21 protein-coding genes are annotated in these 21,937 nt (G+C 45.0%); 14 read left to right on the top strand and 7 right to left on the bottom strand.

Going from position 1 to position 21,937, the window contains the following annotated elements:
• Positions 1 to 129: 129 nt before the first annotated feature.
• The 4 genes from WC773_03170 to WC773_03185 all read right to left on the bottom strand — a co-directional run bounded on the left by WC773_03170 (position 130) and on the right by WC773_03185 (position 3,026).
• Positions 130 to 648: a hypothetical protein gene (locus WC773_03170; GenBank protein ID MFA6082385.1), complete on the bottom strand. Its 519-nt coding sequence runs from the start codon at positions 646 to 648 to the stop codon at positions 130 to 132.
• Positions 567 to 1,391 (bottom strand): enolase, encoded by an 825-nt coding sequence (locus tag WC773_03175; GenBank protein ID MFA6082386.1) that lies wholly within the window; start codon positions 1,389 to 1,391, stop codon positions 567 to 569. Before WC773_03175 ends, WC773_03170 begins: the two co-directional genes overlap by 82 nt.
• Positions 1,392 to 1,576: 185 nt before the next feature.
• On the bottom strand, positions 1,577 to 2,221 hold the full coding sequence (locus tag WC773_03180; GenBank protein MFA6082387.1) for a hypothetical protein: 645 nt from the start codon (positions 2,219 to 2,221) through the stop codon (positions 1,577 to 1,579).
• A gap of 184 nt (positions 2,222 to 2,405) precedes the next feature.
• Positions 2,406 to 3,026 carry a hypothetical protein gene (locus WC773_03185; protein ID MFA6082388.1) on the bottom strand — a complete coding sequence of 207 codons (621 nt, stop codon included), beginning with the start codon at positions 3,024 to 3,026 and terminating at the stop codon, positions 2,406 to 2,408.
• Positions 3,027 to 3,187: 161 nt separating this feature from the next.
• Between WC773_03185 and WC773_03190 the strand changes: the two genes are divergently transcribed.
• Together WC773_03190 and WC773_03195 are read left to right on the top strand one after the other, a co-directional pair.
• Entirely contained in the window at positions 3,188 to 4,699 is a 1,512-nt protein-coding gene (locus WC773_03190) for a flippase (GenBank protein MFA6082389.1), read from the top strand.
• A 160-nt stretch (positions 4,700 to 4,859) separates the two neighbouring features.
• Positions 4,860 to 5,930, top strand: coding sequence for a glycosyltransferase family 1 protein (locus tag WC773_03195; protein ID MFA6082390.1), 1,071 nt, complete (start codon positions 4,860 to 4,862; stop codon positions 5,928 to 5,930).
• Here WC773_03195 and WC773_03200 read toward each other — a convergent pair.
• Entirely contained in the window at positions 5,920 to 6,513 is a 594-nt protein-coding gene (locus tag WC773_03200; GenBank protein ID MFA6082391.1) for a hypothetical protein, read from the bottom strand. The genes WC773_03195 and WC773_03200 overlap by 11 nt on opposite strands.
• A 289-nt stretch (positions 6,514 to 6,802) precedes the next feature.
• Between WC773_03200 and WC773_03205 the strand changes: the two genes are divergently transcribed.
• A complete protein-coding gene (locus WC773_03205) occupies positions 6,803 to 8,254 on the top strand; it encodes a hypothetical protein (protein ID MFA6082392.1) in 1,452 nt (483 codons plus the stop codon).
• On the opposite strand, the gene WC773_03210 is transcribed toward WC773_03205, so the two are convergent.
• Positions 8,251 to 9,741, bottom strand: coding sequence for a 6-pyruvoyl-tetrahydropterin synthase-related protein (locus WC773_03210; protein ID MFA6082393.1), 1,491 nt, complete (start codon positions 9,739 to 9,741; stop codon positions 8,251 to 8,253). The two genes, WC773_03205 and WC773_03210, sit on opposite strands and share 4 nt — an antisense overlap.
• Positions 9,742 to 9,910: 169 nt before the next feature.
• On the opposite strand from WC773_03210, the gene WC773_03215 reads away from it, so the two are divergent.
• Positions 9,911 to 10,426 carry an adenylyltransferase/cytidyltransferase family protein gene (locus WC773_03215; protein MFA6082394.1) on the top strand — a complete coding sequence of 172 codons (516 nt, stop codon included), beginning with the start codon at positions 9,911 to 9,913 and terminating at the stop codon, positions 10,424 to 10,426.
• A gap of 56 nt (positions 10,427 to 10,482) precedes the next feature.
• Here WC773_03215 and WC773_03220 read toward each other — a convergent pair whose 3' ends face one another.
• Positions 10,483 to 11,529, bottom strand: a complete 1,047-nt coding sequence (locus WC773_03220) for a hypothetical protein (GenBank protein MFA6082395.1) — start codon at positions 11,527 to 11,529, stop codon at positions 10,483 to 10,485.
• Positions 11,530 to 11,693: 164 nt separating this feature from the next.
• On the opposite strand from WC773_03220, the gene pseB reads away from it, so the two are divergent.
• From pseB to WC773_03270, 10 genes are all read left to right on the top strand, one after another.
• Complete coding sequence (gene pseB, locus WC773_03225) at positions 11,694 to 12,692, top strand: UDP-N-acetylglucosamine 4,6-dehydratase (inverting) (GenBank protein ID MFA6082396.1); 999 nt, start codon at positions 11,694 to 11,696, stop codon at positions 12,690 to 12,692.
• Between the two features lies 1 nt (position 12,693).
• Positions 12,694 to 13,848, top strand: a complete 1,155-nt coding sequence (gene pseC, locus WC773_03230; protein MFA6082397.1) for a UDP-4-amino-4,6-dideoxy-N-acetyl-beta-L-altrosamine transaminase — start codon at positions 12,694 to 12,696, stop codon at positions 13,846 to 13,848.
• 222 nt (positions 13,849 to 14,070) lie between these two features.
• Entirely contained in the window at positions 14,071 to 14,928 is an 858-nt protein-coding gene (locus tag WC773_03235) for a glycosyltransferase family protein (protein ID MFA6082398.1), read from the top strand.
• Positions 14,912 to 15,916, top strand: a complete 1,005-nt coding sequence (gene pseG / locus WC773_03240; protein MFA6082399.1) for a UDP-2,4-diacetamido-2,4,6-trideoxy-beta-L-altropyranose hydrolase — start codon at positions 14,912 to 14,914, stop codon at positions 15,914 to 15,916. The genes WC773_03235 and pseG overlap by 17 nt, the downstream gene beginning before the upstream one ends.
• A complete protein-coding gene (locus WC773_03245; GenBank protein MFA6082400.1) occupies positions 15,913 to 16,872 on the top strand; it encodes a hypothetical protein in 960 nt (319 codons plus the stop codon). The genes pseG and WC773_03245 overlap by 4 nt, the downstream gene beginning before the upstream one ends.
• 274 nt (positions 16,873 to 17,146) lie before the next feature.
• Positions 17,147 to 17,818, top strand: coding sequence for a class I SAM-dependent methyltransferase (locus WC773_03250; protein ID MFA6082401.1), 672 nt, complete (start codon positions 17,147 to 17,149; stop codon positions 17,816 to 17,818).
• A gap of 161 nt (positions 17,819 to 17,979) precedes the next feature.
• Positions 17,980 to 18,180: a hypothetical protein gene (locus WC773_03255; protein ID MFA6082402.1), complete on the top strand. Its 201-nt coding sequence runs from the start codon at positions 17,980 to 17,982 to the stop codon at positions 18,178 to 18,180.
• A gap of 3 nt (positions 18,181 to 18,183) precedes the next feature.
• The gene (locus tag WC773_03260) at positions 18,184 to 19,584 is read left to right on the top strand and encodes an SAM-dependent methyltransferase (protein ID MFA6082403.1); all 1,401 of its coding nucleotides are present in this window, start codon (positions 18,184 to 18,186) and stop codon (positions 19,582 to 19,584) included.
• Complete coding sequence (locus WC773_03265) at positions 19,577 to 21,103, top strand: sulfatase-like hydrolase/transferase (protein ID MFA6082404.1); 1,527 nt, start codon at positions 19,577 to 19,579, stop codon at positions 21,101 to 21,103. Before WC773_03260 ends, WC773_03265 begins: the two co-directional genes overlap by 8 nt.
• Positions 21,104 to 21,171: 68 nt before the next feature.
• The gene (locus WC773_03270; GenBank protein MFA6082405.1) at positions 21,172 to 21,930 is read left to right on the top strand and encodes a crotonobetainyl-CoA--carnitine CoA-transferase; all 759 of its coding nucleotides are present in this window, start codon (positions 21,172 to 21,174) and stop codon (positions 21,928 to 21,930) included.
• Positions 21,931 to 21,937: the final 7 nt, after the last annotated feature.

Below are 21,937 nucleotides of genomic sequence, written 5' to 3' on the forward strand. Positions count from 1 at the left end.
CCACACAAAAAATACCACAAAAAGTGGTAGGTGTCCATATTTGACGTAAGGGTAGTTTGGGAAATTAGGGGTTTTAGGGGCATTAGGAACTCCCAATTTCCCTAATCGCCCTAATGCCCCTAACCGGCTTTATTTTCCCAACAGCTCTTCTATCCTTAATAGCTCATTATATTTGGCGATGCGTTCGCCGCGGGCCGGCGCGCCAAATTTAACATACGGCACTTGCAACCCCACCGCCAAATGCGCCAAAATTGGGCTTTCGGTATCGCCAGAGCGGTGCGATAACACTGGCGCATAACCCAACTTTACCGCTTCGATTATTGCTTCCACCGAACCGGTTAACGTGCCAATTTGGGTTGGTTTAATCATAATTGCGTTGGCAATGTGGTCAGTGGCGCCTTTACGTAACCGCGTGGCGTTGGTGGAGAAAATGTCATCGCCAATTACCATAATTTTATCGTTCAATTGGCGCGACAACTCAATCCACCCATCCCAGTCTTGATCTGCCAAACCGTCCTCAATACCCATCAACGGAAAGTTGGCGTGCAACTTGGTAAATTTGTCTATTAGATATTGTGCCGGTACATCACCATCGTGATGAGAAAGATGATACAATCGCGCATCGGTGTACAGATTATTCGCTGCCACATCCAACACAATGCCATGTCTTCGGCTTTGTAGCCGGCCAACTGCGTGCCCTCAACAATCAGCGACATACCCTGATCGGTGGTAGCGTTTGGCACCGAATACCCACCTTCATCGCCCACCTGCTTGCCAAACCCACTTTTCTGCAAAATGGTGCCTACAGCATGATAAATATCCGCCCCAACTTGCAACGCTTGCCTAAAACTAGAGGCATTTTTGATCACAATGTTAAATTCTTGCGCGTCGGTAGAGAAAGCCGCCAATTTGCCACCGTTAAAGATGTTAATCATTGGCTTAGGGATTTCTAATTTGGCGCTCGGGTCTAAATCTTCCCTAAGCATTCGAAAGCTAACATACGCCGGCTGTTTTTGACGATCTGCTTCGGCCATTGCATACGCATACGACAGGCAGAGGATGCCGTTGGCGCCGTAATGCTCCAAACTGGGAGTGCCGTCTAGGCCAACGATGTACTGATCAAAAACTTTTTGATTATTAAATTCCATCCCGATAATTTGCGGCGCTAGATAATGATTAACGTTTTCTACTACGCGGGTAACGCCGCGGCCTCGCAAACGGCCTAAATCGCCATCGCGTAGTTCATGCATTTCGTATGAGCCAATAGAGGTGCCACTACCAACGTTAGCGGAAGTAACGCCACCGCCGTCTAGGGCGATGTCAACTTCTACCGTCGGGTCTCCTCGCGAGTCGATAATTTCTCTGGCTTTTATGGTGGTTATTTTAGACAATAAAACCCCTCTGCTAATATGATAACAGAAAACAGATGACATGGGACAGAGGACAGACGCCACGACCTGTCATTTCGACCCTACGAGAATGTCAATTCGAGTATGTTGGAGAAATCTTAAAGAAGAATCCCTTCCAGTATATAAAAAGAACGCCTCCCAACTTGCAGGGAGGCGTCGAGTACACGTCAAGCAACGACGACGCGGGCGCCAGCGTTCAGCTCATCCGAACCATGGGCGATGTTGAAATGTACACGATTTTTTCCTGCCCAGCGTGTGAAATCCATTCTTACACCGTGTACATGTCCCAAATGGTCGAGCACGTATGGAATGTAGTATCGCCACGCCCAAGACTGGTCATCTTGGATGTACAACGCGACATACTGCCATACACGAGCCAAGGTTATTCCGATCTGACGGTGTAATTCTGGCGACACTCCGGTGCAGTCTGTCATCGAGGTGGTCTTGAGTATGTGAAGCTTAGCCGACATGCGCTCGTCAAGCCGATTTTCACTGTCGAGCATATCAGACGTGAAGATGGAACGGAACTCATCGCTCGTCTTCTCTATTCTCACCTCATCGCCAATAAACGCGCCCTGGGCAAACTTCTCCCTGAGGTCAAACCCCGTCAACGCTGGTAGTACAACGGAATACCAGAGCTCCAGAAGTTGTCGTCCCGCTGGTCTCGGCAGTTTGGACTTGACGTAAGTGACAAACTGGTCTGGGTGTTCGATCAACGCTTTTTGGAAGTCATCGTCCCCAACCCCACGCTCCTCCAGTAAGCGAGCCAGCTCGCCCACCTTTCTTGCACTAATAGGCTGCACGGTTGCCACCGCAACACCTATTTGCCTTTCTGCGCCCTTCGACGCGGCCTTGGCCCGACAGTTCGGACCGTTGGTAAAGAACTAGCCAAAACGATACCACTTTAATCCGTATTTGTCCACTGTCATTCCGGATTTAATTCGGAATCTATATAAGAAGAACGCCTCCTAAGCATCAGGAGGCGTCGAATACCGGTCAACCGATGACCAGACTGAATGATCTGAACGCGTCAAAGTTCCATCCGCGTCTGTTGTAACCGAGACGACAGATGACATCCGGATCGAACTTGACCCACACTCTGACGTGTGTGCCATTTACCGGCAGTACTCCGTCTGCACCTCGTCCCTGTGGTTTGATCAGCTGAATCAGGTGGGCGGGGTGGATCGGGATTGGTTGGTCGCCACTACCGACTCCCACGATCATCATTCCCGATGACTCCGAGGTGCGAAATGGGCGGTAAACCACGTCTACTGATGGAATAATTATGGGGGTTTTGTCGAAATCGAGTGCCGTCGCCCAAAAGTCTGGAGAAAAAGCATCGATCTTGACACCGTCACCTAGGTCCACGGTCCCGTTGTAGAGATCAGACACCACGACATTGCGTTGTTCTGGGAGGTGGATTCGAAAGCTGCCATCATGTCCGATCGACAACTGATGCGTGTACTGGTTCTTCAACGATTCCGGCGGCTCTCTGCGCAGGAATAGGCACAATTGCCTTAACCACTCAGAGCCATTTCTTCCGCATAGCTTATCCCACAAATCCTTCATCGGTCCGTGTGCATCACGGAGCGACACACCGAGCATGTCATCAGACATGGTCAGTTTTTGCCTTTCTGCGCCTTAAAGACGCGGCCTTGGCCCGACAGTTCGGACCGTTGGTAAAGAACTAGCCAAAACGATACCATCAAAACTAGCGCTTGTCGAGACGTAGAAAATCAAAATTTCAAATTCATCGTTATTCTTGCTACAATATCCCTATGAATCTAACGCGAAAAGTGGCGTGGAATACCGCCGTGCAAGGTTTTGGCCGCCTGCTGGCCATTTTAGTGTCGTTTGCCAGCGTCAAAATTTTAACCGTTAACCTGGGCCCGGCCGGCTACGGAGAGTACGCTGCTATTCTAAACTACGTTACCTTTTTTGCCGTGCTAGCCGATTTTGGTTTTTTCTGGATTTTAGTTAAAGAGCTATCAGTAGTTACCGATCGCGAGCGCACCAACTACATCACCGGTAACATTATGGCGTTTCGCGCCATCTTTGCCACTATCGTATTGGCTTGCGCCGTTATTGCCGTTTATTTGGCGCCAGCCGGCTCCATCGCCATTCTAACGCCAGCCGTTAAATGGGGCATTTTGGTGGTAGCTATCGCCACATTTTGGCAATCCATGAACAGTACTATGGTGGCGGTTTTTCAAGCGCATTTTAGGATGGAAGCGCCGGTTATTACCGATATCATCGGACGCATTATCTCGCTGATTGTTTTAATCCCGTTTATCATCTGGCATTTGAACGTGGCTTGGCTGGTTTCGGCGATGGTGTGGGGCGGATTTATTAATTTTGTCTTGAACATTATTGCCGGCCGCAAATACGCCGACTTTGGTTTTAAGTTTGATTTTGCATACTGGCGCAAAATTTGGTCGGAATGCGCTATTTTAGGCGTGGTTTCGGTGCTGGCGTTGGTCTATTTTAAGATCGACGGCGTGATGTTATCGATTATGAGAAGCGCCACCGATGTGGGTATTTATTCGGCGCCTTATAAAGTGATTGAAATTATCAACTTTTTCCCCGCCATCTTTATGGGGTTGATTTTTACGGCGTTAGCGCAAAGCTGGCAGACGGACAAAAAACGAGCGGCCACGCTGATTAATCGATCAACCGAAGCGATGACCTTGATCATCTTTCCCATTCTAATTGCCGGCATTGTGCTAGCCAAACCGATTATGCAGTTTGTTACCTCTACCAGTTATGCCGACTACTCCACCGTTACCTTGAATATTTTGAACCATCATTTGGTGTTTAACGGGGTGATGGTGTTGCAACTGTTGTTAGTTGCGGTAACTATTGATGCGTTTGCCAACATTTACGGCAAGGGGATCATTGCGTTTGGGTCAACAAAGCTGTTATTGTGGCCCAACGTCATCGCCGTTTTAGTGAATATTGGGCTTAATTTATACGTTATTCCGCGCTGGTCTTACGCCGGAACCACCTTTGTCACTATCATTACTGAATTAATTGTGTTAATAATTCAGATAGTCATTATTAAGCGATACGTTAAGATGGTTTTGCCATGGAAGATGTTTGGCCGCACCATTTTGGCTACCCTAATGATGGCGATAGTGCTTTTGCCACTGCGAGACGTGAACGCGTTAATTGGACTTGGGGTAGGAGCAGTGGTTTATACTGCGTTTGCTTGGCTCTTTGGCGCTATCACGCCTGAAACGGTGCAGATGGTGTTTAAGAAAAACGAGGGCGAGGTAAGCACTAAACTCTAAGCACCAAATTCTAAATAAATTCGAAATATCAAATTCAAAATTCAAAACGTATATTTTTTAATTTTTGTGCTTTGAATTTATTTAGTGCTTGGAACTTAGAATTTAGAATTTATTACTTATAGGTGTCGCTAATTATTAAGAAAATAAAGGTGTATAGACAATGAAGATAGGTATTGATATTCAAACCACCCTGGGCCAGAAAACCGGCTTTGGATTTTATGTGGACAATTTGGTCAAAGCCATGCAAAAAATTCGGGGAGATAACGAATTGGCGTTTTTTTATCCGGATTCAGAGCACGATTTATCCACCCCGCAGCGCTGGTGGTGGGATCAGATCAGTTTACCCAAAGCTGCTTACAAAGCCAAAGTAGATTTATTGCACCAACCGGCTTTTTCGGTGCCTATTTGGTATCCAGGTAAAAAAATTGTCACCATTCACGATACCATCAGCCTGTTTTACACCGACATTCCGTTTGTTTCACGCCAATATTACGCCAAATGGATGCCGTTTTCGTATAATTATGGCGACCACTTTATCACCATCTCAAATCACTCCAAAAAAGACATCATGGAGCGAATGCATATTCCGGCAGATAAAATTACCGTCACCTACGAAGCGGCTGACGAGCGATTTCGCCTCCCGGTATCGGCAGACAAAAAACATGAAGTTTGTGCCAAATACGGCATCAAACCGCCATTTTTACTAGATGTCGGCACCTTAAATCCTCGCAAAAACTTAGAGTTTTTAATTAAAGCTTTCGCCAAATCAATCAAGCATTTGGACAAGCCGTATCAACTGGTGCTAACTGGCAAAAAAGGCTGGCATTATGACCAGTTGTTTAAGTTGGTTGAGGATTTGGGCTTAAACGATCGGGTAATTTTTACCGGATATGTGGACGATGATGACAAACCGGCGCTTTATCACGCTTCTACGATGTTTGTTTTCCCATCGGTTTATGAAGGATTTGGTCTGCCACCGCTAGAGGCGATGACCTGTGGCGTGCCGGTCATTTCCAGCAATACCTCTTCCTTGCCCGAGGTGGTAGGTGATGGCGGTATTAGTTTAGACCCGCACGACGAAGCGGAATGGGTAAAATCGATTATTGAAGTTTTATCGCATGAAAAGCTTCACCATGACTTAAGCGAGCGCGCCGCTAAGCAGGCCGCAAAGTTCTCTTGGGATCGCTGCGCTAAAGAAACCCTAGCCGTTTACGAAATGTTTAAGAAATAATTTTTCTAGTCTGATCAATTTGATCACTCGCCGTTTCGAGCGTGCTATTTGGCATGTTCCAAGTTTGATAGATCAAATATCCAACCCACCCAATGGCGCCGAATAGCGCCAGGGCTCCCAGAAAATATATCACCCCACCAATCTGTTGATCAGATTGTAACAAAGACCAATGATCAAGTAACCAGTGCCAATCGTGTGACTCCGGATCGTCTGTAATCAACGGAAGCGATCGAGCCTGTGCATCTTTAATGTACACCGCTACATTAATCAAGCTATCGCCCAACCAAAATAAAGCAAAAGCGGCAGAGCCAAACTGCTTTTTTGACCAAAATGCAATCAAACAAATAATCGGAATGATCAGTTGAGTCAACGAGCCACCCAGAATACGCAGTACGTCACCAAATGGCGAGAATAGTACGTGGCCGGATTCGTGAAAAATCAGATTGACATAGTCAAGAAAAATCCACGGTTGCTCAACCGGTCTAAGCAAGCGGCTGGTTAGATATATCAATACCGCACCACCCAAAACTAACCCAATAATGCGGTTCCAGTTGCGGTTGATAGTTTCGGCGTTGTTTTGCATATTTTTAGTGTACCATGCCCAAATAGGCTAAATAAACTGACCGCTATTTCTGTTGATATATCGTGAATACGATTACCTCCGTTGTCATTTCGACCCGAGGAGCAGGCTCGAGCGACTACGTTGGAGAAATCTGAGAAAGAACCCCTTCCAGTTTTTCTCGAGATCTCTCCCTCCGGGCTTACGCCCTAAGAGGGCAGGAAGCCACCCTCGAGACAAAGCTCGAGGAGTCGAGATGACAGCAAAATGTAATTATTTCTATAGATATGTATATGTGTGTTAAAATATATTTATGAAAAAGATTAGTTATTTTATTCTCTCGGTTCTAATATTCGGAACGGTTGTGGGACAATCGGCTTTGACTGTACCAAAGGCCTCGGCCGCAACATTTGATCCGAATAATTTAATTGACGATACCACCTTTACCAACATTAATGCCATCTACACCTCGGGCATTCAAGCCTTTTTGGTAGCTCAGGGGTCATTTTTAAAAAACTATTCCGAGGGCGGCCGAAGTGCGGCGCAAATCATCTTTGATGCGGCGCATGGGTTTGGAGACAGCACCGGCACTATCAACAGTATTGCGATCAACTCTACCACCGGTACCGTGAGTCCGTACGTTATTCTTGCCACTCTACAAAAAGAGCAGGGGTTGATTAGCATGCCGACGCAGAATAACGCCAGCTTAAACGCGGCCATGGGTTACGCTTGTCCGGATGGCGGAGGCTGTAATGCGGCTTACGCCGGGTTCACCAAACAAGTTGAGAACGGGGCTTGGCAGCTGCGCTACAACTACGAGCGCGCCAACGGCCGCGGTTTTACGGACTATCAGGTAGGACAGTCAATGAGTTTTGTCGATTATAACGGCACTCACTCTGCTACTTTTTCCAATCGATCCACCGCGTCTTTATATCGTTACACTCCGCACGTTTACAACGGTAACTATAACTTCTGGTATTTGTATAATCTCTATTTCCCTTCCTACTTACATCAATTTGTCAGTCAAAACGGTTACCCCACTTTAGCCCCCGGAGATTCGTACAACTTTAGAGTGACGGTTAAAAACACCGGCAGCGCCAGTTGGTCATCCGGTACGATCCACTTAGCTACCAACCGCCACCAAGACCGTGTCCCCGGTTTTACTCGGGAAGGCAACGGCCCAAGCGGCTGGACATCTGACAACCGCGTTAGAATGCAGGAAGACAGCGTAGACCCAGGTGAAAACGCCACATTTTCTTTCTGGATGAGAAATGACGGCATCACACCGGGCACTTATCGCGAATACTTTAGACTAGTAGCCGATGGTATTCAGTGGATGGAAGACTACGGTATCTACTGGGATGTCAGGACTATCTCAACGGCAGATTCATACCATCACTCGTTCGTCAGCCAAAATGCTTACCCTTCGTTAGGCAAGCAGTCCGAATACAATTTTAGAGTAACCGTTAGAAACACCGGCACTGCCACCTGGCGTAAAGGCGTGGTTAATTTGGGCACCAGCCGCAACCTAGACCGCGTTTCCGCGTTTACACGAGAGGGTAACGGCCCAAGTGGCTGGGTTAAAGACAATCGCATTACGATGCAAGAAGACAGCGTAGCCCCGGGTGCGAACGCCACATTCTCGTTTTGGATGAGAAACGACTACGCCCCGATTGGCGTTAATCGCGAATACTTTAGACTAGTTGCCGACGGCATCACTTGGATGGAGGACTACGGCATTTATTGGGATGTTACGGCTCGTTAGTTCGAAACTCCGGACCGAGTGTAAATTTCGGTTCCATCCGGATATTTTGCTGACAATCTGAAGCTAGAAAAAGTTCTCATTTTGGCCGATATTTGATCATAATTAGCATAATACGGATAAACATCCTCCGAAGTTAACGGTGGGCGTGAAGCGATGTAGATTGTGAACACATCACTATGATTCACATCACCGTTTAGCTGCGTAGGCGAAATAATGGTTAAAACGTTGCGATTAACTAAATACTTAATAAACGGGTTGCCATTATTGGCCATAATTACCCCGCTTTCGGGAGTAATCGTGTTCATAAATTGAAACGCCCCAGACTGATCATTAGAGACTCTGATTAAGCTATGAAAAGGGTCGGGTAACGCGTACGGACGATGAAAACTACCAACAAAGTCAACACCAATACCAAGCACAATAATGGCCACCACCATCCATCCGCGGCGATGCGCGTTTGCCCATTGCCATAGTTGCCACCCCAAAAATCCGCCGCACAACGATAACGGAATAGCCAACTCACGCACAAAACGTCCGGGTAATCCAAAAAACGAGGTGGTGCTAAACCAGATCAAAATTAGCACCCAAAATATCATCAACATCTTTTGTGGAAAACGAGTACGCGAAAAAAGCATCGCCACCAGCCCAATTAATCCGGTATAAACTAACACCGGGTTATTCAATTCTAATAGCATTTGCCACGAAACCGAGTTACTGCCGGAGCCAAAATATTCGGCCAGCGACCTGCCTTGGATGATGTTCTCAATAAACGGCGTGGCAATTGGTCCGATAATCAGCCAACCAAGCCCGACAAACAACAATATCCCCACAATTACCCATAAAATCATCCCAATTTTCTCGTGATGTCGCTTTTTCCACAGTTGATTAACACCATATATTAGTGCCCACGGCCCGACTGCGATTAATAAATAAACCACCGTCAAATGGTGAGTCAGTACGATAAGCATTGAGAATACAACGGCATAGATTAGATTTTTCCAAGACGGTTTGGAAACCAACAGATAAACATAGGCTACCGCCAGCGGCAATATGACGCTAGAAGCCAGTAAATTCGGATAATTACCATCTCCAAACGCCCTAACTGGCCCAAGTGCAATAAACGCCCAAATCGCCGCAGCCACCGCCCCCACCATCTCACTTTCAAAAATCTTTTTTCCAGCCAAATAGATCGAAATAATCGGCAAAATCAACAGCAATGGAGTAAACCAAATTACCGCTTTTAGCGCCGTCATATGCAATATTTTGGTCAGAGCGATAATAATTAGGTGGAATCCCATTGGATAGCCGCTGGTCACTAACGAGATCTTATTCTGGAGCATAGTGGTAATGTAATATAGGTGATTCGCCGCATCATCGCCCGGAGGCACCAGATAATTAAAATGTGTTGGGGTCCAATAAGCATAGACCGCTCGCCAGATGAGAGCGGCTAACACCAACAACAACCATGGAGAAAGTTTTATCTTCACCTTTTTATTCTAGCAATATTATGGAGGATAGAGAATAGAGTTTCTTGTTCGATCCGCCAGCTGGCGGAGAGAACTATCACTAGATCACTATGGAGTAGTTCTCGTTACACTCGAACAATAATATGGCCGTCTTCCATCGTCCTACCAATTCAACTATAATTTGAACAATATGACAACCGATAAAAAAATAATCAAATATGCTGATCTGGCAAAGGTTAGGCGAAATGTATCGAAAAATCGCCAGACGATCGCATTCACCTCTGGCTGCTACGATATGCTTCATATGGGACACATTATTCATTTTAACTACTGCAAAAGTAAAGGTGATATTTTGGTTGTTAGTGTGGGTAACGATCAAAATGTTTCCGAGCTAAAAGGACCAAGCAGACCGATTGTGACCGAAAGTTTTCGGGCCAGACACATTGCTGCCTTAGCGTGCGTTGATTACGTGGTGATAAGCGAGGAAATGGGCATCATGGATCACAACCGCATGCTAGAGCTACTTAAACCGGATATTTACGTTGTCCCCGTATCAGACAAGTTGCTAAATGCCAAAAAAGAGCTGGTCAGTCGAAACGGCGGCAAAGTACACACCTGCCGACGGATCCCGCCGGAACATCTGAAAGGCGGTATTTCCACCACCAAATTGGAAGAAAAGATCCGTAAAAATACTAGTATTTTGTAAAATGGACAAATAAAGACGGCGGCTGGATCAACCAGCCGCCGGTAAGGCACGAGCTACTACAGGAGGGAATCGATGAACGTCGCCGCGCGCAAGGCGCTGTTGTCATCGAACGCGGGCCCGCGCCCAACCCGAGGAGGGGCATTCAGCATATCGCGCAGATCGGCGAGAGTACGTGCTTCTGCAACGTACCCAGCCTCGACCCAGGGAAACCTCGGGGCGATAGTGGCGTCTTTCTCGTACATCTTGTCCGTGTGCGGCAAAGCGTAGTTGACTGCCGAAACGCCCATCGCGGCGGCCCGACCAAGCACCGTGGAATACGGCGCGATAACCACGTCGGATGCCGCAATGACTTCATCGGTTGTGAAGTCGCTAGTGTCGACCGCCATGTCTCCCAGGCTCGCGAATGCAGCCTGATACGCCGCAAACTCCTCTGGCGCTCGCTCAGCCAAACGTGGATGCGGACGAAGCGCCGCGCGGACAGGGAACGTGCATGTCATGATCACGCGCACCACGTTGCGCATCATCTCGCCAGTCTGTTCAATACTACTGAACGCCGACACCAGGCACCACTCGGGCGAAATACCCAACTCCTGTCGGACCCAGCAACGTACGGCATCCATTTCGAACCCAGCCAGTCGGTCGAACGCCGGGTAACCGGTGACGACAGCGCGGTCGGGATTGAAATCGGGCCAGGCGCGCAGAATGATCTGCTTCCCGACCTCATCACCGGCGGTGATGTAGTCGGGCCGCGCGTTCGGCCACTCGTCGTTGGTGAGGGCGCCACTGACCGGATAGTCGGAAAGCGCTACCACCGGGCCGGTGTATCCGTTCTGGCGCAAGTGCTGCACCAGAGCGAACCCGATGTTGCCCGATGAATCGAGAGATGTTACGACCAGGTCAGGCATCCACCCGAGCTTGTCGCAGCATTCCGGCCCCAGGCAGAGATAGCTGGTCGCCCCTTCGATCAGTAGTTTGGTCGCCGGTCCATCGGCAACCACTCGAACCGTGTTGCGCTGGTCTTGTGCCAACTGCCGATACACCGGGATAATGCCCTCGGCCCCTCCGGTATCGGCGCAGATCATCAGGATATTGCGTTTGCTCAATCTCGTTCTCCTCCCTTCAGGACATGCAACGATCAGAGTACCAGTATTTTATCTCATTTATCTATTTTTGTCAATCTCGATACGCTATCAAATTATTGCGTAATAAACCAGACTCTATCATTTTTGCCCAGAAGTGCTATAACAGTTAATAGACAAGGAGATTCATGTTAGATGACAAGACAATACTGATCACCGGTGGCACCGGATCTTTCGGCAAAAAGTTTACCGAACGCATTTTTAAGGAATACAACCCCAAGAAAATCATCATTTACTCTCGTGATGAATTTAAACAGTACATGATGCAAAAGCAGTACCCACAGTTCAAAGACAAACTACGCTATTTTATCGGTGATGTCCGAGATCGGGAACGCCTACATCGCGCTTTTGATGGTGTTGATGTGGTTATTCACGCCGCCGCCATCAAACACGTACCCGCCGCAGAGTACAACCCGTTTGAAGCAGTTCAGACCAATATTATGGGCGCTAAAAATGTCATCGATGCCGCCATCGACCGCGGAGTGAAGCAAATTGTTGCCCTGTCTACCGATAAAGCGGCCAATCCGATCAACCTTTACGGCGCCACCAAATTAGTTTCCGACAAGCTGTTTACCTCGGCAAACGCCTACGTTGGCGGCAAAGACACTGTTTTCAGCGTGGTCAGATACGGCAACGTGGCCGGAAGCCGCGGCTCGGTTATTCCATTCTTTAAATCGCTGGTAGATCGCGGCGAAAAATCGCTGCCGGTAACCGACCTGCGTATGACTCGTTTTATGATTACCCTAGATCAAGGCGTGGATTTGGTTTTTCGCGCCATTAAAGAAGCCAGGGGCGGCGAAATTTACGTTGCCAAAATTCCATCGTTTAAAATTTCAGATTTAGCTCGCGTCATGCATCCGAAAGGCAAAATTAACGAAATCGGCATCCGCGAAGGCGAAAAATTGCATGAAGTAATGATAACCGAGGAAGATTCTCGCTTAACTTACGACTACGGCGACCATCACATCATCTACCCCAACTTTGAATGGTGGTCTATGGATACGCACTTCAAAGAGGGTGGCAACAAGGTGCCGGACGGTTTTCGATATGCCTCGGACACCAATGAATTATGGATGGATATTCCGGAATTAACCAAATTTATTGAATCATTGGAAGTGACTTACTAATATGCTTGATCATTTTATTTCATACGGTAAACAGTGGATTGATGACGATGATATCAAAGCTGTCACCGAGACGCTTAAAAGTGATTTTTTGACCCAAGGCCCAAAGCTGGCTGAATTTGAAAAGGCCATTTGCGATTATACCGGCGCTAAATACTGTGTTGCGGTATCAAACGGCACTGCCGCTTTGCATTTGGCTGTTTTGGCGCTAGATTTGCCAAAAGGCGAAGGCATTACGACACCAAATACCTTTGCTGCCTCGGCTAACTGTTTGTTATACGCCGGACTAAAGCCGGTTTTTGCCGACATCAAAACAGATACATATAATATTGACCCGGCCGAAATTACCCAGAAAATTACCAAAGACACCAGAGTGATTGTGGCGGTGGATTTTGCCGGACAAGCTGCGGATATGGAAGATATTTACCAAATGGCGCAAGCAAAAGGGATTGCGGTAATTGAAGACGCCGCGCACGCGATCGGATCAAAATATGCTGATGGCAGTTTGGTTGGATCATGTAAATATTCAGATTTGACCACTTTTTCGTTTCATCCGGTTAAAACCATCACCACCGGTGAAGGTGGTGCTATTACCACAAACGATGAGAAACTGTATCAGAAGTTGCTTTTACTGCGGTCTCACGGCATCACCAAAGATGCGGCGCTGCTTGGCCAAAACCCCGGCCCATGGTATTACGAAATGCAACAGATCGGGTTTAACTATCGCTTAACCGACATTCAAGCGGCATTGGGCATTAGTCAGTTTAAAAAACTAGATCGATTCGTGACGCGTCGCCGTGAAATCGTAGATCAATATAATACTGCGTTTGCCAGCAACGGTTTAATCACAACCCCGCACGAAAAAGCTGGATTAAATTCGACCTTTCATTTATACGTGGTTAAAATTGACTATGCCAAATTGGGCAAAACGCGGTCAGAGGTCATGATTGAACTAAAAAACCAAAACATCGGCACTCAAGTGCATTATATTCCGGTTCACCTACTGCCGTATTATCAAAAACAGTTTGGCTATAAGACCGGTGATTATCCGGTTGCCGAAAATTATTATGACCACTGCCTTAGCTTGCCTCTTTACCCCAAAATGACCGACGAGGATGTTAAGTTAGTAATCAAGACCATTAACCAAACACTGAGTTAGCCCCTGTCGCTGCACCTAATTGGTACAGTACGAATTATAAATTTTCAATTTTTAATTTCAAATGAATGGTTGCCAATTTTAAATGACTAAATAAGGAACCTTTTTAAAATTTAATCATTCGGTACTTATTCATTTAAAATTTATAATTGCTTCAGCAATTTCGTAACTGTGCGAGCCGTGCTCGCAAGTTACATGCTTTAAAATTTAAAATTAAGGGAAAACATGACTGGCATTATTATTCAAGCCCGATACAATGCATCTCGCTTGCCGGGAAAGGTGTTGAAAGAGCTGCCTTTAGGTAGTGGAATTTCAGTGTTGGCGCAAGTAATTAGACGACTAAAAAAGTGCCAGCTGGCTGATTTGGTGATTTTGGCCACCACCGAGAATCAATCAGATGACGCCTTAGTGGACGTTGCCAACGCAGAGAAGATCCAATGCTATCGCGGCAGTACCGAGAATTTACTGGAGCGATATTACAAAGCGGCGCAAAAATATAACCTCAGCACAATCGTACGTATTACCGCCGATTGTCCATGCATTGACCCAAAAGAGGTTGATCGGCTAATTAAGAAACACCTAGCCACCAATAGCGATTTCACTTCGATGGCGCTGGGGCCGCGCACATATCCGCACGGCATTGAAGTTGAGGTTTTCTCAATCAGCGCACTGGAGCAATCATACCAAAACGCCACCACGGATTACGAAAAAGAGCATATCAACATCTACGCCGAAGAAACCGCACCGCAGAAATTCAAAATCACCTCTGCTCCCGCCCCCAAATCACTTACCTCTCCGGACATCCGCATCACTCTAGACACCCCCAAAGACTACACCTTATTGTGCGCCGTGTATGACTTCCTTTATCCTGCGGACCCATTTTTCGACACAGCCGCAATTATCAAGCTATTTAAACTGCGTCCGTGGCTGTACGAGATCAATCGTGATGTAGTGCAAAAAAAGATGTATGCCACCGTCAAAGACGAGCTGCTAGAGGCAGAGAAGGTGCTGGGACTGCAGGAATTACATCGCGCTCGAAAATTTATCTTGCAGCAGCTGGAGAATAATGACCAACAATCCTAAAATTTACATCGTAACCGAGGGTGGGGGTGATATTGGATACGGCCACCTGATGCGTTGCCTATCACTCTGCCAAGCGTTCGCGGAAAAAAACATTGCGCCCGTAATGCTAATTGATAGTGATGGCGCCAAAGTTAAGCTTAATCAATTTCCAAATGCGGAAATGTTGGCCTGGCATAAAAACCTAGATTTACTCTACAATCACATTAAAGACGCCGATGTGGTGATTGTTGACTCATTGCTGGCACCGGAATCGCTTTGGACCGACATCCACAACTACTGCAAGGTAGCGGTTTTATTGGATGATTTTATTCGTCGCAAACATGTAAAAGGCGTTGTTGTTGACTGGACAGTGTTGGCCGACCAAAAATTTTATCAAGAGCAAAACCATGACGTCACTTACCTACTTGGCACCAAATACACCGCTTTGCGCCAAGAGTTTTGGGACATACCACCAAAGCAAATCAGCCCGACTCTTACGAACATTTTAGTCACGTTCGGCGGCAGCGATGTGGCTAATATGACACCATTAGTAGTTGAATTACTCAAAAGTCATTATCCCCACGCCGACGTGAAGGTGATAATTGGCCCCGGCTTTACCAACTTGAAGGAAATTGAAGGATTAGCGTATTTGAGCTGCGAGCTAATTATGCAACCCTCCGCTTCAGAGATGGTTAAGTTGATGCTGTGGGCGGATGTTTGCATTAGCGCCGGCGGTCAAACTTTTTACGAGCTAGCCCGCGTGGGCACGCCCACTATCGGGGTGCAAGTAGCAGATAACCAGCGCGATGATGTTTCAGGTTGGACTGCAACCGGTTTTCTGCAATTTGCCGGAGAAGCTGATGACCCTAATATTAAACAAGAAATCGCCAATCAACTTGATCATCTAGCTAATTTTGAATTACGAGAAAAAGTTTCAAAAATTGGACAAACACAAATTGACGGGCAGGGCGCGCGGCGTTTAGTCAAAGCGATTTTGGAGGAGGCATGAAACCGGTTTTTGAGCAACGCGCATCTACCATTTTATTTAACTTGTTTCGTCAGCTTGATCATACAAAATCGGTCATTGTTCCGGCAAACGTTTGTCCGATTGTAGCCGTAACGCTAATGAAAGCCGGGCAACCCTTTGAGCTGGTTGACATAAATAAAGAGACACTTTGCCTTGACGAAGAGTTCACTTTGCACCAGATCAAAAAACATCCGCAAAAATATGCCGGCGTGTTGTTTGTACATACCTACGGTAACCCCCATCAACCTGAACCATTTTTTCATTATATTAAGCAAATCGCCCCGGATATATTAATCATTGACGATCGATGCCCCGGTCTGCCCGAGTTTGATCTGCCGCCAACTGCCGCCGATGCGGTAATATTCAGCACCGGCTATGCCAAATACATTGAATTAGGTTTTGGTGGATATGGCTATATTAAACCCGAGGTAAAATATGAGCCAAAACAACTGCCGTTCAACGAGCACGATCATCAGGCGTTGGTTGAGCAAGAACGCCAGGCTCAAGAAACGTTGGCGCCTTTTAGCTATCATGATTCAGATTGGCTGGATACCACTAAACCAAAAATCTCATTCGACCAATACAAGCTAGAGATCATCGCTAAAATTCCGGAAGCGCGACTTCATCAACAAAAATTGAATCAGATTTATGCCAAAAATATCCCAGCAAAATATCAACTGGGAGACGAGTTTAGTCAGTGGCGATTTAGTATTCTGGTGCCAGATAAGGTAAAATTATTGAGGATGATCTTTGACCATGGGTTGTTTGCCAGCTCGCATTACCCATCGCTAAACGGGATTTTTGGACACGGCGCCGACCAAAACGCGGCAAAATTACATTCGCAAGTGGTTAACTTATTCAATAACCACCGCTACACCGAAGATCAAGCAAAGCTGACATGCGATGTTATAAACAAGCATCTAAAAGAATGTGCTTAGCCACCCCCCTGTCATTTCGACTCCCTCCGGGCAGAGCCTCGAGCATTGTCTCGAGAGTGGAGAAATCTATAATAATAAGAATTATAAATTTTCAATTTTTAATTTTTAATGAAAGGTAACCAATTTTAAATGACTAAATAAGGTACTTTTTTAAAATTTAATCATTCGGCACTTATTCATTTAAAATTTAACATTTAGAATTTAAAATTATTGGAGTGGAAACTCACGAGGTCAAAATGACAATTTAACCACACTAAATTAAAAAGGAGATCTAATGTTATTTAAGGATTTTGAGGGATTAAAATTTCCGGTTGAATACGTAACCCGATATTTTTTCAAAGAAAAACTGCATACCCAGTCCGGTCGAGTTTTGGAACTGGGCTCAGGTAATGGCAATAATTTGATGCTATTTTATCAGTATGGTTGGGATGTGGTAGGCGCCGATATTGATCCCGAGCTCATTAAACAAGCCGATCACAACTTTAAGCTAACCGGGCTAAAAAACCACTACGAGCACGTAGCGGCCGATATGGTGGAATTCGTGGAAAAGTATCAAGGCGAGCCGTTTGATGCGTTTCTAATGCCCCACAGCATCTACTACTTACCAATGGATCAGATTGTCAGGCTACTCGATTTGATTAAAAGCAAAAAGCTAATCAAACCCAATGCTTCGTTTTTTCTTACCGTGCGAACACCAGAGGATTATCGGTTCGGCCGCGGCAAACAAATCGGTGACAAAACATACGAATTGGCCATCGACGAAACCGGTGAAAAAGGTTGTACTATCACGTTTTTCAGCGAATTTGAAATCATCGAGCTATTAAAAAAATATTTTACTATCGATTCGCTCCATGTCTCTAGACAGCTGTATGGTAATTTTATGCATGATCGGTTGGTCAATAACAGCGATATTACTATTTGGGGTAACATTACAATTCGAAAATAGTGATTTTTTGCATTTTATTTTTATGTGATATACTTTAATAAAGCTCAGTTTATCTAATTAATTTTAAATGTTGTCGCCTAGACTGTTTACGTGTAAACGTAAGTGGTGGCAGTGTTTTTCCCCGTAAAAAAATATTTTGTTCGTTTAAAATAGGAGTAGTTATGGTTTTTAAGATACTGTTAGGAATTGCGGTGGCAGTACTGTTGCCGTTCGATGATGCACACGCATATATTGACCCAGGTACGGGTAGTCACGCTATACAAGTACTAATCGCCGTAATCGCCGGGGTATCCTACTCCGCTCGAATCTATTGGACCAACATCCGTGTCTTTTTAAGCCGTTTCAGCAAGAAAAATAAATAGACTATGACAGTACAAAGCCATATTGATAAAAACTCGGGCTCATTTCGAGATCCCAGTGGATACATTTTTCGTCATAATAACGAAATCTATCGCTACATTGCCCCAAATTATTTGCCCCATTACCGTATGTTAATGGATTCCGGCTTGTATCAAAAACTAGTCGATGAAGGCTTGCTAATCTCGCATCAAGAAAAACCAAATATGCCCGCGATTGATGGCGGTTTAATCATCAAACCAACCATGATTCCGTTTATATCGTATCCATATGAATGGTGTTTTAGCCAAATTAAAGACGCGGCGCTAACTACCCTTAAAATCCAAAAAATCGCCCTTGAACACAATATGGTGCTTAAGGATGCTAACGCCTACAATATTCAGTTTTTTCAGGGCAAACCGATCTTAATTGACACTTTGTCTTTTGAAAAATACGAGGAAAATGCGCCCTGGGTGGCGTACCAACAGTTTTGCCAACATTTTTTGGTCCCATTGTGCTTAGCCACGTACACCGACGTATTTTTGCCCAGATTAACCAGCATGTTTTGCGACGGCATTCCGCTGGAAATTGCGGTAAAACTGCTGCCAACGCGGGCTCATTTTAACTTGGGATTGCAAATGCATTTGTTTGCCCACGTTAAATTTCAAAAAAACTATAATGAAAAACCCAAAGACGCTAAGTCTTTTAAGATCAAGAAGTCTGGTTTGCTGGCGCTAATTTTTGATCTCGAACGCGTGGTTAATAAATTACATTTCCCAAGCAGGCACACCGAGTGGGGAGACTATTACACTAATACCAATTACACTTCCAAGGCGATTCTAGAAAAAGAAAATATGGTGGCAAAATTGATCGACAAATTGGATATTAAGACGGTTTGGGATGTCGGGTCAAACGATGGACGTTTTAGCCGCATGGCAACAGACAAAGGATTATTTACGATCTCATCAGACATAGACCCGGTGGCGGTAGAGAAAAACTACCTGCAAACCAAAGTAAAAAACGAAAAGTTGATGCTGCCGTTAATTGTGGATCTAAACAACCCCAGCCCTAACATCGGCTGGAACAATCAAGAACGAGAAGCTTTTTTTGGCCGTGCTAAAAGCGACTTGATTCTAGCACTGGCGCTAATCCACCATATTGCCATTTCCAACAACGTCCCATTTGATCAAGTAGCAAGCTTTTTTGCCCCGCTCTGTCGATATTTAATGATCGAATTTGTGCCCAAAGATGACTCCAAAGTGCAACGTCTGTTAGCCAGTCGCAAAGATGTTTTTGTGCACTACAACCAACCGGATTTTGAAAAATCATTTTCTCAGTATTTCAATATCAAAGAAAAGATTTTAATTAAAGGAACCAAACGCACCCTGTATTTGATGGAAACAAAGACTCGCGTACCTCACAATGAATAGAACAAAATTAATTAATAAAGTTAAAAAATACTTCAGCCCACTCTACCCTTGGCTTTATCTTTTGTACACCCTGCTTTTGTTTACCGGATATGGTATTCATTTCACTAATGTTTTTTACCTCGCACTAAATTTGATTATTGCCGGCATCGGACTGTTTGTTCTAATGCTAATTCTAGGCAAATTTACCTCAGACCGAGCCAAAATTGCCTGCATCACCCTGGTTTTTGAAGTAATTTATTTTAACTACAAAGCATTCGAAGACTGGGCGCTTACTCTACCTGCCTCTGATATTCTATTTAAACTGCACCTCCCCGTTCTACTGACCATCGCGGTTTTAATCTTTTTCAGCATCAAAGTAATCAAATTTTCCAAGCCGATCACCGCTTTTACCAAGGTTGCTACGTTTGTGGTGATAATTTTAGTGCTGGACAGTTTGTACGTAGTCATTGATGCTCGCGCGAAAGACTACTCATTAAGAAACAGGGTCGAAAACTCGGTTACCGAGTACCAAAGCGAGGATAAGCCGGACATCTATTACATTATTTACGATCGCTACACCGGCTCTAAGGCCTTAAAAAATTTGTACGGTTATGATAATTCAGCGTTTACAGACGAGCTAAAGAAGCGCGGTTTTTATTATGCGGACAAAAGCTCAAGCAACTATTTCGGTACTTTGCATTCGTTAACTTCAATTATGAATATGGATTTTAATGATTCCAAAGCCAGCAACGATCTGTTTAAAGACAGTGATTTGTTGGCGATGCTGGACAATAATCGGGTTACCTTTACCTTGCAGAAAATGGGTTATTCGACATACAACGTCGGATCTTGGTGGACCGACACCAACCGTAACCCCAATATGATATCACCAAAGCAAATGGCACCAATGACATTAATGGACTACACCACTTACTATTTGCTCAGGGGCACGTTGGCTGAACCACTTAAAAAGCCCATCACCAACTATCAAATGAAACACGTTTTTAATTATCGCGTAAAATCACTTGATGAAATAAAAAATAATCCGTCACCAAAATTTGTTTTTATGCATTCATTATCGTCTCATACCCCGTTTGTTTACGATGCCAAATGCAATATCAAATCTGATATCAGTCAAGAGAGTGTCGAGATATATTTGGATAATCTGCAGTGTGTTAATCAGCATATATTACAAATTGTGGATACAATTTTAAACAAACCGGGAGACAAACCGGTCATCATTCTACAATCAGACGAAGGGCACGAAATCACTCAAGCCCTACCAACTACTACTGATGCGCCAGACGCAGCTCTGCTTGAGAAATTTTCCACCCTCAGTACTTTTTATTTCCCAGATCAAAAATACGATCAGCTTTATCCGGAAATTTCATCGGTTAACACCTTTCGCGTGGTCTTGAATAAATTATTTAACGCCAATATTGCATTATTACCGGACAAAAGTTACGTCAGTGGCGATCAATTCGAGATAAACGATACCAAAGAGGTAACAAATCGCATTAGCGAATTGATCAGAAAATAGACTTATTACAAAATCTTTCAAAACAATGTATTATATACTGGAATATTGAAAGAATAATAAGGAGATCAATGGCTAATAAGGCAATCCACACCAAGGTAGTCTCAGCTAACCATGAAACGGAACTGCGTCGGGATTTTCAAAAACTATTTCGTGACTGCCCCATTCCGGACAATGAGATATTAGAGAATTTGTCCTTATTCTTAAACCGCCAAACTATGTCTCGTATTATATTTATGAACGAGATGTATCAGCGAATCATTAATGTTCACGGTGTAGCCATGGAATTCGGCACTCGTTGGGGCCGAAACTTGGCAATGTTTGAATCGTTTAGAGGAATGTACGAACCGTTCAACTTTAATCGTAAAATTGTTTGTTTTGATACCTTCTCCGGGTTTCCATCTGTCGATGCCAAAGATGGCAAAGCCGATATTATTAAGGAGCAAGCTTTTTCCACCACCGAAAATTACGATGAGTATTTAACCAAAGTACTGGACTATCACGAAAAAGAAAGCCCAATCTCACACATCAAGAAATATGAGATCGTTAAAGGTGATGCTACCAAAACCGTCCACCAATATTTCATTAATAATCCGGAAACCATTGTGGCCATTGCCTATTTTGATTTTGATATCTACGCCCCAACCAAAGAATGCCTGGTGGCGCTCAAAAACCACGTTACCAAAGGCACAGTCATCGGGTTCGATGAATTAAATCTACACGATTACCCAGGTGAAACATTGGCTTTCAAAGAGGTGTTTGAGTTGGATAAATATGCCATTCGCCGCTCACCTCTAGTCCCCAACGCTTCGTACATTGTGATTGAATAACAAATCT

This window comes from Patescibacteria group bacterium (genome assembly GCA_041660565.1).
Taxonomy (GTDB): domain Bacteria; phylum Patescibacteriota; class UBA1384; order CAJBMM01; family CAJBMM01; genus JBAZWC01.

Excerpts from the sequence above, each read along its gene's own strand:
- WC773_03185 (MFA6082388.1), bottom strand. The coding sequence starts at position 3,026 with ATGTCTGATGACATGCTCGGTGTGTCGCTCCGTGATGCACACGGACCG.
- WC773_03190 (MFA6082389.1), top strand. The coding sequence starts at position 3,188 with ATGAATCTAACGCGAAAAGTGGCGTGGAATACCGCCGTGCAAGGTTTT.
- WC773_03195 (MFA6082390.1), top strand. The coding sequence starts at position 4,860 with ATGAAGATAGGTATTGATATTCAAACCACCCTGGGCCAGAAAACCGGC.
- WC773_03200 (MFA6082391.1), bottom strand. The coding sequence starts at position 6,513 with ATGCAAAACAACGCCGAAACTATCAACCGCAACTGGAACCGCATTATT.
- WC773_03205 (MFA6082392.1), top strand. The coding sequence starts at position 6,803 with ATGAAAAAGATTAGTTATTTTATTCTCTCGGTTCTAATATTCGGAACG.
- WC773_03215 (MFA6082394.1), top strand. The coding sequence starts at position 9,911 with ATGACAACCGATAAAAAAATAATCAAATATGCTGATCTGGCAAAGGTT.
- pseB (MFA6082396.1), top strand. The coding sequence starts at position 11,694 with ATGTTAGATGACAAGACAATACTGATCACCGGTGGCACCGGATCTTTC.
- pseC (MFA6082397.1), top strand. The coding sequence starts at position 12,694 with ATGCTTGATCATTTTATTTCATACGGTAAACAGTGGATTGATGACGAT.
- WC773_03235 (MFA6082398.1), top strand. The coding sequence starts at position 14,071 with ATGACTGGCATTATTATTCAAGCCCGATACAATGCATCTCGCTTGCCG.
- pseG (MFA6082399.1), top strand. The coding sequence starts at position 14,912 with ATGACCAACAATCCTAAAATTTACATCGTAACCGAGGGTGGGGGTGAT.
- WC773_03245 (MFA6082400.1), top strand. The coding sequence starts at position 15,913 with ATGAAACCGGTTTTTGAGCAACGCGCATCTACCATTTTATTTAACTTG.
- WC773_03250 (MFA6082401.1), top strand. The coding sequence starts at position 17,147 with ATGTTATTTAAGGATTTTGAGGGATTAAAATTTCCGGTTGAATACGTA.
- WC773_03255 (MFA6082402.1), top strand. The coding sequence starts at position 17,980 with ATGGTTTTTAAGATACTGTTAGGAATTGCGGTGGCAGTACTGTTGCCG.
- WC773_03260 (MFA6082403.1), top strand. The coding sequence starts at position 18,184 with ATGACAGTACAAAGCCATATTGATAAAAACTCGGGCTCATTTCGAGAT.
- WC773_03265 (MFA6082404.1), top strand. The coding sequence starts at position 19,577 with ATGAATAGAACAAAATTAATTAATAAAGTTAAAAAATACTTCAGCCCA.
- WC773_03270 (MFA6082405.1), top strand. The coding sequence starts at position 21,172 with ATGGCTAATAAGGCAATCCACACCAAGGTAGTCTCAGCTAACCATGAA.